The 13,345-nt window shown below is 37.9% G+C and carries 8 protein-coding genes; 6 read left to right on the plus strand and 2 right to left on the minus strand.

Annotation, left to right across the window (positions count from 1 at the left end; all coding sequences use genetic code 11):
• Nucleotides 1–14 precede the first annotated feature (14 nt).
• Both GJB62_RS01665 and GJB62_RS01670 read right to left on the minus strand, forming a co-directional pair.
• Nucleotides 15–2,474, minus strand: coding sequence for a CHAT domain-containing protein (locus GJB62_RS01665; RefSeq protein ID WP_245246067.1), 2,460 nt, complete (start codon nt 2,472–2,474; stop codon nt 15–17).
• Nucleotides 2,475–2,732: 258 nt separating this feature from the next.
• On the minus strand, nt 2,733–5,747 hold the full coding sequence (locus GJB62_RS01670; protein ID WP_181852862.1) for a filamentous hemagglutinin N-terminal domain-containing protein: 3,015 nt from the start codon (nt 5,745–5,747) through the stop codon (nt 2,733–2,735).
• Nucleotides 5,748–6,699: 952 nt separating this feature from the next.
• Between GJB62_RS01670 and GJB62_RS01675 the strand changes: the two genes are divergently transcribed.
• The 6 genes from GJB62_RS01675 to GJB62_RS37300 all read left to right on the plus strand — a co-directional run bounded on the left by GJB62_RS01675 (nt 6,700) and on the right by GJB62_RS37300 (nt 13,315).
• The gene (locus GJB62_RS01675; protein WP_114082671.1) at nt 6,700–9,132 is read left to right on the plus strand and encodes a hypothetical protein; all 2,433 of its coding nucleotides are present in this window, start codon (nt 6,700–6,702) and stop codon (nt 9,130–9,132) included.
• Nucleotides 9,129–10,121 (plus strand): nucleoside hydrolase, encoded by a 993-nt coding sequence (locus GJB62_RS01680; protein ID WP_114082672.1) that lies wholly within the window; start codon nt 9,129–9,131, stop codon nt 10,119–10,121. The genes GJB62_RS01675 and GJB62_RS01680 overlap by 4 nt, the downstream gene beginning before the upstream one ends.
• A gap of 82 nt (nt 10,122–10,203) precedes the next feature.
• Nucleotides 10,204–11,865: an urea transporter gene (locus GJB62_RS01685; RefSeq protein ID WP_114082673.1), complete on the plus strand. Its 1,662-nt coding sequence runs from the start codon at nt 10,204–10,206 to the stop codon at nt 11,863–11,865.
• 286 nt (nt 11,866–12,151) lie between these two features.
• Nucleotides 12,152–12,523, plus strand: coding sequence for a transposase (locus tag GJB62_RS01690; RefSeq protein ID WP_114082674.1), 372 nt, complete (start codon nt 12,152–12,154; stop codon nt 12,521–12,523).
• On the plus strand, nt 12,489–12,995 hold the full coding sequence (locus GJB62_RS01695) for a transposase (RefSeq protein WP_114082675.1): 507 nt from the start codon (nt 12,489–12,491) through the stop codon (nt 12,993–12,995). Before GJB62_RS01690 ends, GJB62_RS01695 begins: the two co-directional genes overlap by 35 nt.
• A gap of 107 nt (nt 12,996–13,102) precedes the next feature.
• Entirely contained in the window at nt 13,103–13,315 is a 213-nt protein-coding gene (locus tag GJB62_RS37300; protein ID WP_114082676.1) for a hypothetical protein, read from the plus strand.
• The last annotated feature ends 30 nt before the right edge of the window (nt 13,316–13,345 follow it).

Here is a 13,345-nt window from a genome sequence, read left to right on the forward strand (position 1 = left end):
CTCTTATGCTACGTTTACAACCAATTACCGACAAGAACGAAAGAAGACCAAAAATAAGGATGTTTGTATAAAGGATTAGCCATAATTTTGATTTGTGCCTGTTGCAATGCCTCAGCTTTGTTTAGTTTTTGATTACTCAATTGGTGATAAAATTCTTTCATTAAGGAGGAAGTAGACTCATCACTTACTGACCATAAACTAGCAAGAGTACTTTTAGCACCAGAACGCAAAGCAAATCCAGCTAAACCTAAAGTTGCACGATTATCACCTACGGCTGTTTGACAAGCACTCATCACTAATAATTCAATCGGTTCTACGTTTGTTTGACTTCTGTTTTTAAACAAAAGATCAAAATCTTGAATGGAAATGCGATCACCCCAGGTCAACAAAAAGGTTTCTTCTGGGTTGGAACTGAATTGACCGTGAGTAGCAAGGTGAACTATGGGGAAAGATTTATTAGCGATCGCCGCTTTTAAACTGTCTCTGCTAAACTTCTTATCTAGCAACACTTGGGAATTAACTTCTGTCGTAACTTCTTTAATTTCTTCTGTAACTCCAGGTAGGGGATTGAAGCCTTGGCGTGCTTCCGTTAATCCAGCCGCTAACACGCTCAATTTTTGGCGTTGCAGTCCTTGAGGAAATAGTTGTAATCCAGGACTGAGAACAACACTATAATTTTCGATTAAATACTGTTTGCCATCATACAGAACAGCCATTGGCAAGTTTCGCAATAAACTATCTGGAATGAAAACTAAAGTTTTGATATTACTTTTCTGGAGTGTTGCTTGAGCAGGTGCAACCAGCCAGTTATAAATTTCTTGGGAGAGTCGCAAACGCTCGTTACTGGGATAACCAGGGGATAGGGAAGAATAAAGTTGTTTTAAGGTAGCTTCTATTTGCTGTTTTGGTAGTTGGGTGCTGTAGTGACGCAGAGGTTGATTAGGAACTGAAAGAATGACTTCCAGGCGATCGCTTAAAATAATTGGATAAATAACGGCTGCGTGCAAGTCAATTTTTTCTAAAACTACAGGATTGCTATTATCTAAGCAAGCATCCCGAAAAAAGTTATCCAGTTCCGCTAGTTGCAAAGCTTCCATCACTTGCAGAGCTTGTTTAAGGTTGCTTTGATTATCTTTTTGCAACAACAAGCTGACGTAATCTCGATAAATCGGTTCAACACTTTCTTTAAAATTAAACTGTACATCCCTGTTAATTGCCACTAAATCACTACGTAGTGATTGCAAGTTATTAAAAGCAATCTCATAAGCAGGGATGGCGCTATTACTATCTCCTTGTTCTTTAGCAATTGCCCCCACCTGTCCCGCCGCACGAGCTACTAAATCTGGAGCATTTATTTCTTGAGCTATTGTTAGTGCTTGTTGTGTCAAAGTTGCCGCATCTGCCAACTGGTTATTTTCTTGGTAGAGTTTACCTAGTTGGTTAAGTGAATAAGCTTCGGCTCTCGGATCTTTGATTTCTTTAGCTTGTTGAATAGCTGTTGCTAGCAAGTGGGAAATTTTAACGGCGTTGGTGTCCAAAAGTGCTTTTATACCTTCTCCTGCTGGCTTTAAATCCATCAAACTTTCTGCAAAGTTAATCTTGGCGTAAATAGCCGGACGACTAGGAGGAAGTTGAGCAAGATTAGTTTCTATTTCTGGAATTAATGCTTGTGCTGATTCCCCGTTTTGTACTTTAACTAACAAGCTTAATTGATTTAATTGTGCTTCTAATTTAGCCTGTGCTTCTGAAGCTAAATTAACTGCTTGTTGGTAGTATGTCCAAGCAACATCATATTCTTCTAAGTCTCTGGCAATATTGCCAATACTAAATAAAACTGCACTCACATCAGTTGGAGAGTTAAATTGTTTACTAATTTGCCAACTTTTATCGAGAATTATTTTAGATTGTTTTAAATCACCAACAGTTTGCAAAGCAATGCCTAAACTTCTCAATCCTTGAGCCTTTAAAAGACTGTCAGGTTGATTTTGCAATTCTGTCACAAGTTCTTCTAACAAAGTTTTGGCGCGGCGATATTGTCCAAGTGTTTGCAAACCTTGCGCCTGATTAATTTGACTGATGAGTTTACCTGTTTTATCACCTGTGCGCTCATAAGTGACTGCTGCTTGTTTCCAAGTATCTATAGCTGTATCAGTTTGTCCTTGCAGAAGTTGAAGAGTTCCTTGTGTATTTAATGCCTGTGCTAATAGTAAAGTACTTTTAGTATCGGGATTTTTGAAGTTTTTTATAATATTAATACTTTCAACGATCGCAGTATGTGCTTGGGGAATTTTGCCTAAATCTTTATATGCCAATCCTAAATAATTAAGCACTTGAACTTGGCTAATAGTTTCGTTTTGTGATTGATAAAACTTTAGTGCATTTTCCCAGACTCTAGCTGCTTCTGTGTATTGTCCAGATTGATAGTATTTTTTTCCTTGCTGTAATAATTCTGAAGAGTTTGGTCGTTGTTTCACTACCTGCTCTGAACCTAATAATATAGGTTCATTAGCAACAGCAGGAATGTTCTTGATGATTAATAAAAAACTTAATATTATACAAGCAAAAAAAAGCCATAAAACATTATTTTTCTGGTTTGAAAATAACCAAAATCGTTTTTTGTTTAAATTATTGTACCTCTTTGCCCTGGATAGTTTTTTCAAATTAATCCTATTTTTTACATAAAATAATCTATTTAGTTATCTTACAAGGATAAATTATTAATTTTTGAAAGTTTATAAATCGCTACAATTAGGATGCTTTTGAGATAAACTCTCTTGAGGTAAAGATGCTATTAATTCTATTTGTCCTTGGGCATTAATTCTCAAGCTTGTGGCTTCGACAATTTGTTGTCTTATTGGAGTAATTGTAGAAGAACTATTTACTTGATTACTGTTTTGTGTTTGTGCAGTTATAAAATCTCGCGTATCTGACAATATAGTTTGACCACGAATGGTTGCTGTAGGGTCTGCTGGTAAACCTCCCCTACCTGTCACAGTAAAAGAATTACCTTCTGTGGATGCACAACTAGGAGTAACTATTTTATTATTGCGATCGCTCTCTGGGTTTGGTACTCCTATCAAAGCCGAACTTGGAGCTGCATTCGGTTTATTAATTGATTCAAGGCTAGAAAAATCTAACACAGGATTAGGAATTTCCGGTGGAGGACTAAGAACTTCTGGTGGAGGATTGGGAACTTCCGGTGGAGGATTAGGAATTTCCGGTGGAGGACTAGGAACTTCTGGTGGAGGACTAGGAACTTCTGGTGGAGGACTAGGAACTTCTGGTGGAAGATTGGGAACTTCTACTTTTTTGGCGCTAGAAGTAATATTACTGAAAGGGGTGAGTGTATCAGCAAACCCGATTCCTTGAATCTCTCTGGTAGTAATATTAATATTGCCACCACTACCTAAGAATGCATTGGCTGTAATATCACTGTTTTCTTCGGGAACAGCAAACAGTAAATCTGTGTTGATAGTGATGTTAGCACCATTTCCACCTGTAGTTTCATTACCTGCGATCGCCAAAATACTACTTCCACGGCGTAATGATAACGAATCTGTTAACTGGAGATTAATATTACCGCCTTCAGTGCTGACTGTTTTTGTGGAAATTAGAGCTTGATTATCAAGGGTTAATTGGTTTCCTTGGATCTCAATGTTGCCACCAATCCCACTACCTTGGCTAATGGTGGAAATAGCAGCACCATCCCGAATCTCAACTTGTTGGGAATCGACAAAGATATTACCGTTGTTACCGCTAGAACCCAAACTTGTATTAGCAAATAAACCCGTATTTGCACCAGACAAGAGAACTCTGTTTGTAGCTTTGACTACTATATTACCAACATTTCCTAAACCTTCTGTTCGAGAAAATATCTGACTATTATTAGTAGCAACAAAGGAGCTAGTATTAATTTCTATATCACCAGCTTTCCCTGCACCTATACTCTGGCTTCCTATATTTGAGTTATTTAATAAAATTGAATTAGCATTAATAATGATATTGCTAGCATTACGACGATTACTTATGGTGAATAATTTAGCTTGGTTAGCTTCTAAAGAATTAGTAGTAATGATCAGCTTTCCATCTGTCCTTGTTATACTTCTACCCAAAGAAATCAATGGTGCGTTTAGCGTTACATCACCGCCTTGTCCAGCACCAAAGGAAAAACTACCAATAAATGACTCTCTAAGTGGAGCTTGTTCTTGAATAATTGCAGATTTACTGTTGAGAGTAATGTTACCTCCATCTGTACCAAAAGAAATAATTCGTGATGATGGTGGCATGACAATATCATCCTGAGCTAAAAGTGTGATATCTCCACCAGGTTTTAAGAATGGAAATGTAGAATAATCAATTCCCAAACTCGTCAGAAATTGGGGAGTAATAATTTTCCCCCGTGAATCAATGATAATGTTTCCTGTCTTTGCACCCCTACCAAATGTGCTTAGTGCAAAGTTAACTCTAATATCACCCGATAGAGAAGAATTAGGTTGATACTGATTGGTTAAAAAAACCAGTCCTCCCGAATTGATAATTTGATTGATAGTGATATCTGCGCTTGTTGGTTTACCATCTGTGCTAGGAGTAGGTGAAAAAGCATTGATTACTCCTTTGATTCCAGTTGGCTGAAAATTAGTAGTTCCCGCTCTAATATCAACAGTAGGTTGAGCGCTGCCATTAATGATAACCTGCGTTAATCCATCGGAAAGAGTAACTGTTTCGTTAATAAAGTTAGTTGTATCAGGACGGTTCACGTTAATATTATTGATTCTTACACTTCCACCTGCAAAAATATGAATGGAATCTCCTGTATAACTATTAAAATTAACATCTCCACTTGAACGAATAATTGGGTCGTTAAAGCTAAATAAATCTCCTTCTTGCCCGTTAATTTGTTCGAGGTTAAAATTACCACCACTAAAAAATTGAGTGTCCCCACTAATCGCATTGGCTGAACGGAAAACCATATTTCCACCAGAAAAGAAGCCACTGGAGGGATCATTTAAGGCAAAGATATCTATCTTATTTCCTTCAGCTAACAGTTGCTGTTTAGCTGAGGCAATGAAAGGGTAATTTAGGTTGTCCCGCACTTTTAGAGTATTACTAGCTTGCAAGGTTAAATTACTACCTGCTTGCAATTGCCCTTGTAAGTCAATATTTGTACCAACTAAAGTCAAGTTTTGTCCAACTGATAAATTACCACTGTTAGCGATCGCACCTTGGGGCGCTAACCAACTTTCTAACCCCGGAGGAACATTGACAGTTAACAAGGGGGGTGCTTTAGGATCTTGAGTAGTAAATTGATAACCGTTTTTGAACAAAAGAGCGTTGCTGGTGCTAGCAAAGAAAGAACCAGAGATATCCAAACGCGCATTTGTACCGAAAATTATGCCGTTAGGATTAATTAAGTAAAGATTGGCATTTCCTAATACTCCGAGTCTACCGAAAATATTAGAAGCGTGGTTTCCTGTAACTCGACTCAGGATATTTTCGACTCCAGAAGGATTAGAAAAGTAAACCCGTTGCTGATTACCTACATTAAAATCTTGAAAACTGTGGAATAGGTTACTACCTCGAATTGCTCCGCCATCTATGCGATCAATGTTACCTTTGGTACTTTGAACATTAGGTGAAAGAACAGAGCGTTCGACTCCCAAACTTTCATCAGCAGCTATTTGAGCTACAGCAGTTGTTGTTGAACTCAGAATACAGGCGATCGCAGCACTGCTTGTTAAAATTTTCATCAGCATAGTAGCCCTATCAGTTTTCTCTGTTTCAGTAACACCTGAATTCTTCTTCCACTTAAGGTCAATAATTTTTAACTTTAATTAATTTATGTTTGGGTAGATATACACATCCCAGCCCATTCATACCTAAAATTCCGATCGCCGGACTAGGTTCGGGAACACTGGTAGACACAACAGATGTTACTAAATTGACATTGATAAAAGTATTTGTATCGTATGACAATCCTTGCAAATTAACCGAGTACCGTGGGTTTAAATCCCCAGACTCTCGTTCGCTCTTGGCGTGCCGTAGGCAAGACTCGCTAATGCTTCGCTATCACAAAACTTAATTACGAATTATTTAACACTGTATCACCAATCAATGAACTTGCTGCTGCTACTTCAAGTTTCATTCCAGCAGTTATAGTAATATCCGCAGATATCACTATGGTCAGAAATTTACTAAGTAAAGCTATTTTTTACCTAAAATTAAAGATTTTTGTAGGTAAATCTGATTATCCTTCACTTTAGTTAAAAATAGCATTATTAATAGAAAATTTATATAATTCTCCTTACTTCTTCATGAAAACTTTAATTTAATTGGTTTGATGTTGTGATTTATATGCGTAAAGAAACTGTTTGAACTTAAAAATTCTCCCTTTTTTAGGACTTTTTATTAAAAAAATCAAGATAATTAAGTGATATAATCATCAGCCGAGCGAATCATATTATCGCTACAACAACTTTAGTTACAATATTTAATTTTATTTGTGTCAAATTTAGGAGTACGATTAGTTTGGTTTAAGACCTTGGATAAACTACACAGGCAGGGTGCTTCTTTGATTTTCTATAGCAACAATATTATTGTATCAGCAATTACAGAAAATAAATATTGCATGGCAAATAGTGAAAGCTTTGCTAACAGCTTCAGCGAAAATAATTCATAGGTATTTATAAAAATATTACAATTATGAAATTGAATTTTACGAAACACATTGAAGATATCCAATTACTGCATGTAGAACGATATCTCCCAGAAAAGATAAGAACTTACATTGAAGAAAATTACTATGCCAAAGTTCAGCAGCAAGCAGAGTTAGATTATGCTGTTAGAGATGAAAATTTTCTAGCAAATCCCCTTCAGCACGTCGCACTTTATTCGGATCATGGTGTCGTTCATGTCAGAGATGTTGCTTGTAATATCTTAGTTGTGCTGGAAGCTATTCATGGAGTTCTCATTCCCAAAAGAGAGTCTCTATGGTTTGATTTTATGAAAGGTTATGGAATCATACTTGTCTATAACCATGATATGGGAATGCTTGATTTTTCGCCATTTGGCCGGGCGATGCACCCAGAATTTGTTACTCAAGAAGTATTTAGTTCTGCTTTTGATCAGGTAATTGATACGATTTGGACTGAAAATTGTGGCAATGTTTCTTGGCGTTTAATTAACTTAGCTGATAAAGGAGCATTGACAGAAGATCCTCAACTTGTGTTACGTGAAATGGTATCATTGGGAGTTGCTCATAGTAAAAGCAAAGTTCCTATTGAGGTATTGAATAATCCTCAACAATTCAGAGAGTTAATGAGAGAAATTGCTTCGGTTAATTTGTATCACCTTTATTACCAACAACAAATAACTAAAGCCGAAAATCAATTATCTCATGCGAAAAAATCTTTCCAACAACAGCTTAAAATTGAAAAACTAGAAGTAGCTTTACAGCAAATTAAAGCTACTCAGACAGAATTTCTTAAACAGGGAATTAGCCCTCATAACGAACGTATTCATAGATATTATACTGACTTTGAAAAACAGGCATTTTCCTGGCTGGTTTGTGAGCATCCAGAGGTACAAGCTTTAATTGCTGATGTGGGTGATACTATCCGTGCTTTGCGGGCAGCAGATGCTTTGCGACAGAGAGGTACAGTTTACAAAACATCAGGAGGTTATCAGATTTTTGTTGACCAAAATACAGCTAAGGCGATTTATGCTTTGCAAAAAGGCAGTGGTGAATTATTTTTATTAGAAGCAGCAAACCCTCTCAATGCTGGAGAAGCAAACATTGCCAGTAGTGAATTGACTGCTAACGGCGATATCAGAATATCTTTCAATCGAGGTTCATTTACTAACCAAGATGCTACACAACGAGCAGCTTACTATTTAGCTATTGTAATTGACGATATTCAACGCGATATTATCGATACCTTTCATCGATCGCCTGATGACAATGATGTAATTAAGAAAAGTGAAAATATTGAAATTTTATTAGAAAATACTGATGACAACCTAGATTTTGCCGAAGCTGTCCAAGCAGAATTAAAAAAAATCGCGCCAGAAATAGGGTTGAAGAGTAGAGTTGTTCCCTCACTCAAAAATATTGACCCAGAGGAACGCGATCGCTATTTGAGTGCCAAAGAGCTAGATTGGTCACTGGAACAAAAACAAAAAATTCTATTGAGAGTTTCTCAATCGGGCCATAAAATTCACAATATTGATCCACACAAAGCTTTTACTGATGTGTACTTATCCAGCCTTGAAGCAGGTGAAACATTGATCCAAGCAGGATCGCCTCCTGGTTTTGTTTATATTCCTATGGGTATAGGACTCGTAAGTAACCCATTAGGCGGGTATCAACCCCAATGTGTAAAACCTTGGATTCCGTTAGGTAATATCCGGGTTATTCGTGGAGATCAGCAGGAAGCAACTATTACGGCTGAAGAGAAACTTGAACTTCTCATCATTCCTAAAGAGACTTACCTGAAATATTGGCACAACACTTATAATGCAGAAGAATTTTCGCAACAAATCGTGCGTATTTACGCCGAAGATAATTTGCGAGAGTTAGAGCAGATTTTTAACATTCTCCGCCAAGTTGCCCTGATTGATAAAAATCTGGATGACACTGAAGTTGACTTCATTCAACAAATGCTGGATTCTTACCGAATTAAGTATTCCACTGAAGAACTTCGAGAAAAGTTGTTAACTGGTGAAGATAGCGATTTTGTTAGTTTACGGCAAAGCGTACTAGATTATCTCTCGTTAGAGCCACCATATTTTCAGGTGGGAAGGCTACGAGATTTATTAAATTTACTAGTAAAAATTGACGAAAATATTTCAGCAGAAGAATCGCTGATTATGTCAGAGTTAAATAATTTACTGGATAGTTATCTAGCAGATGAAACCTTGCCAAAGCAGTACAAGATATTGATTATTCCCACTAATTCTGAGCAAAATGAAGGGATTAGAGCAATATTTCCCACTGCCCCCAAAGTTGAAAATCCTTGGGGAAAAGCTTATCTATGCGGTTCGTTTTACTCGAAAGAATACGCCAATATGATTTTGCAGAGATATCGCAATTTGAATTTCTACGCCATTCTAGAAGAAGAGGAATATTCAGCATGACAATCCTTCAAAATCAGCCCATACCAGTGATTATAGATACGGATGGTGGTGTTGATGATGCCTTGGCATTGATTATGGCATTGAACTCACCACAATTAGACCTGAAAGCAATTACAGTTTTAGCTGGTAATATTCATGTAGATCAAGCTGCAAATAATGTATTACGGGTACTAAGTATTGTTGCACCCAATACCTTACCAATTGTTGCTAAAGGCTGTGAAAAACCTCTGGTTAAACCGCCCTTTAATGCTGCGGGGATTCATGGTGCAGATGGGCTAGGCGAATTAGATCAATTTAAAGCCGCAGATGGTACAGCCAGCTATCCGCAATTAACCATCGAACCATCTACAGAAAATGCTATTGATGTCATTCTCTCAGCAGCCAAAGAGTACGGCGATCGCCTCAATATTATTGCTTTAGGCCCACTAACGAATCTAGCAACGGCAATTCAAAAAGATGCCGCAACTATGAAACAAATAGGGCGGATTATCATCATGGGTGGGGCTGTCACCGTACCTGGAAATATTACGGCGGCGGCTGAATTTAACTTTTTTGTAGATCCTCATGCTGCTCAAATCGTCATGGAGTCAGGGATTCCTTTAACATTGGTGGGTTTAGATGTAGCCATGAAAGCCCCTCTCACCCGCCAACTTGTGGAAGAAAATTTACAGCGTCGTCCTACGAAAGTTACCCAGTTTATTGCTGATTGTACCGGAATTTATATGGCTTTCTATCGTGATCATGAAGGTTTTCACGGCTGTTATTTACACGATCCTTTGGCAATGGCAGTTGCTATTGATCCGAGTTTAGTTACTACTGAATCACTTTATATGGTTGTGGAAACTGAAGGACGATTTACCACTGGTTTGTCGCTAGCAGATAGGCGCGATCGCCGAGATGATAAAAGCCATCCACCTAATGTAGAAGCCTGCTTAGATGTTGATACTAAAAGGTTTTTAAAGTTGTTTGATAAACTTGTCTGTTCATAAAGATATAAAAATATCGCTCGTTAATCATTAAATAATAATTCCAAAATAGCCAATTTCCCGATCTAATATCATTAATTGCCAAATGGTTGAGCAAAATTTCTTAAATACATCAAATAACGAAACATTACCGCTTCATGAACTGATGGCAAGAATTTTAGTTGCAGAGGAAACTTCCTCTCGGCAAATCTTACCTTTCATGGGAACCATGCAATGGCTTAACGATTACCTTACCCCTCAATCCTTTGCGGATTTTGTCAATGCAATTCTTCGGGGTATTGGACAAGCAATTTTTGTTAATAATCCACTGAGTGGGCTATTAATTTTGGTTGCTATTTTGCTACAATCCCCTTGGATGGGACTAATGGCACTACTAGGCGTTATCGCTTCAACCTTAACGGCGATCGCCTTAAAAATCAACCCTGATGTTATTCGTAACGGGATCTTTGGCTTTCAAGGAACTCTGGTGGGTTTAGCTCTGGCAACCTTTGGCTCATTGGCTAATGGGAATGGGGCATGGAATCCTTTATGGGCGATCGCTGTAATTATTTTAGCAGCCCTCACCACAGTATTAATGAATACCTTCGGGGTATGGTTTACCACTCATTTCAAAGTATCTATTCTGGGTATTCCCTTTCACATTGTTACCCAAGTTTTTTTATATCTAGTATTACTGATTCCTCAGCCCTACTTTCATTGGGGATTTGGCATCTTTTCTGTTTCTGCATCGGCATCTAGAACATTAGATTGGTTGAAGATTTTAGCATCTTTTCCTATTAGTTTTAGTCAAGTTTTCTTCGTTTCAAATCTGAATTTAGCTATCTTAGTTTTCCTAGCTGTAGCACTCTGTACACCCATCGGCGCAGGCGTTGGTTTACTAGGCTGTTTAGCTAGCGCGATCGCCGCTTTAGTTATGGGAATTGACCCAGAAAAAATTTACACTGGGTTTTGGGGATTTAACTCTGTACTGACAGCGATCGCCATTGGAGGAATGTTTTATGCACCTAATTTTCGTAGTATCCTCATTGCCGGATTTTCGGTGTTGATCTGCACTCTTTGTACCCAACTACTAGGTCTTATATTCAATCCTTTGGGAATACCATTTTTAGCATTACCGTTTTGTCTAGTAACTATTGGTTGTTTTTTGGTAGTGCAGCATTCTCTCCCTTCTCTTGTTCCTGTCGCTCTTTATACTATTACTAGTCCAGAAGAACATCGTCTGCGCTACTTGACAGCCAAGGATGTAATTTCTAACTTTCGTCGGCAGCTAGAATCAGCTATACAAGGAACTCACCATCGTTTTTTGTTTCATACTGCTGATTCATCGCTTAAAGGCAATCTGCGTTATATCTTTGATGCCATCGATCAGGATCATAACGGGACACTATCAGTTCAAGAGTTCGTTACCCATTTACATAAAGCCAATGCAACCATATCTGAAGCAGAATTAGCGTATCTTTTTTCTAGAATGGATATTGACAACAGTGGTGAGATTGATTTTGAAGAATTTGGTGAACTCATGTTGCGACATCGCCGTTTGATGTCAAAGTATCAAGAATTTATCACCTATTTTCTGCCTATTGATACTGATGAAGATGAGTCTATCAGTATTGAAGAAATGAATGTTGCCTTATCCAGTGTTGGTGAATGCCCATTATCACAAGATGAGATAATTTTTTTACAAACAAAAACTGGAGGAAACCCTTTGAGTTGGCATCAGTTTATTGAAGTATTACTTCTGTGCTAATCGATACTGTGATTTCTGTTCTAGTTCCGCAGTTAAGAGTCACAAGAAAGACAATTACTAGATTTATCGCTTTCTCGTTTTGTGGAGAAAGGACTGCTAAAATCTCCAAAACAACAACGTACTCCCTCCGCCAAAGACTCAAATTTAGCGTTGGGGTTGTAGTCGAAAGTACCATCAGGCTTGAGAGTCAGTAGAGCGCCAGAAGCTAAGGCAATAGCTGTGAACCTATCCCACTAATATAAAAATGTGGTAATCTACTTCTCATTTGAGAAGGGTGTATCACTGTATGGCTGGACGTTTTGAAGGACTGAGTGACCTAGAGTGGAAGTTGTTTGAAGATATATTTTCTGAGGAGGCATCTAAACGTGGCAAAGGAATGCCTCATGCACCATATCGTCATGTATTAAATAGTTTGTTGTATATCCTGATTACTGGGTGTCGATGGTGTGACCTACCACGTGGTGATATGTGGGCATCAAAAAGCTCGTCTCACCGATGGTTAAAGCGATGGCGCTCAGATGGAACATTTGCATATTTACAAGCACGTATATTAGCGATGCCTGCGGCGGGCTACGCCTACGCTGATGAGAAAGGTCTTATCAACTGGGATTTTGGAGCTGTTGATGGCTCTTTTTCCCCGCTTGTTGGGAGGAGGTGAGGAAATTGCTTATGGTGGCAAGGGTAAAGGTGTTCTTATTCACACACTGACTGAAGGTAATGGAATGCCCCTAGCTAACTCTACCACTCCCGCCAATGGTAACGAAAGAGAACAAGTCTTACCTCTACTTGACAAAGTAAAACTGAGAACTTTGAAACGGGGTAGACCACGTAAAAAACTTAAGGTACTGGCTACTGATAAAGGTTATGATTCAAAGGAAAAACGTGCTGCCCTACGTAAGCGAGGCATTCGACCCCAAATACCAAAACGGGTTTGGAAAACCAAGAAAAATAGAGGTAGACCTATTAAAATCTCTGTTCCCAGATATCAACAAGAACGTTGTTTTGCTTGGTATCAACGTAAATATCGTCGCCTAGTTGTTCGTTGGGAACGTAAAAAAGTATATTTTGATGCATTCATTGACCTTGCTACTATTCATATCTGGATTCAAAGAATTTTATTAGTGGGATAGGTTCAAGTATTATCCAATACTAATTACATAAGAAATAATTATCATGTTTTGCAGTAGTTCAAAATATGAAATGATCAAAGTAATGTGTCGTATATTGGCTGAGGAAATTGACTGTTTCATCTCATCGAATTGCCAAGAGGAGCGAGTCTACAGAAGAACCGATTTTAACAGACTCAAAAACCCTTAATGAAGTTATTGAGTGTTTAGTAGAAAATTTTTCGATTGAAACTCAAGGAAGATGTGACCAAAAAACTTTATTCGAGATTCTCATAAAAGCAGCTAGCAGTGGAGATAGATTGAGAACACAGCTAAACTATTAAAGAATGTTCCTACAGCCAATGATATTAGAT

Source organism: Nostoc sp. ATCC 53789 (assembly GCF_009873495.1).
Classification (GTDB): Bacteria; Cyanobacteriota; Cyanobacteriia; order Cyanobacteriales; family Nostocaceae; genus Nostoc; species Nostoc muscorum_A.

What these genes read in the sequence shown, in the direction of transcription:
- GJB62_RS01670 (WP_181852862.1), bottom strand. Translation starts at nt 5,747, where the DNA reads ATGAAAATTTTAACAAGCAGTGCTGCGATCGCCTGTATTCTGAGTTCA.
- GJB62_RS01675 (WP_114082671.1), top strand. Translation starts at nt 6,700, where the DNA reads ATGAAATTGAATTTTACGAAACACATTGAAGATATCCAATTACTGCAT.
- GJB62_RS01680 (WP_114082672.1), top strand. Translation starts at nt 9,129, where the DNA reads ATGACAATCCTTCAAAATCAGCCCATACCAGTGATTATAGATACGGAT.
- GJB62_RS01685 (WP_114082673.1), top strand. Translation starts at nt 10,204, where the DNA reads ATGGTTGAGCAAAATTTCTTAAATACATCAAATAACGAAACATTACCG.
- GJB62_RS01690 (WP_114082674.1), top strand. Translation starts at nt 12,152, where the DNA reads ATGGCTGGACGTTTTGAAGGACTGAGTGACCTAGAGTGGAAGTTGTTT.
- GJB62_RS01695 (WP_114082675.1), top strand. Translation starts at nt 12,489, where the DNA reads ATGGCTCTTTTTCCCCGCTTGTTGGGAGGAGGTGAGGAAATTGCTTAT.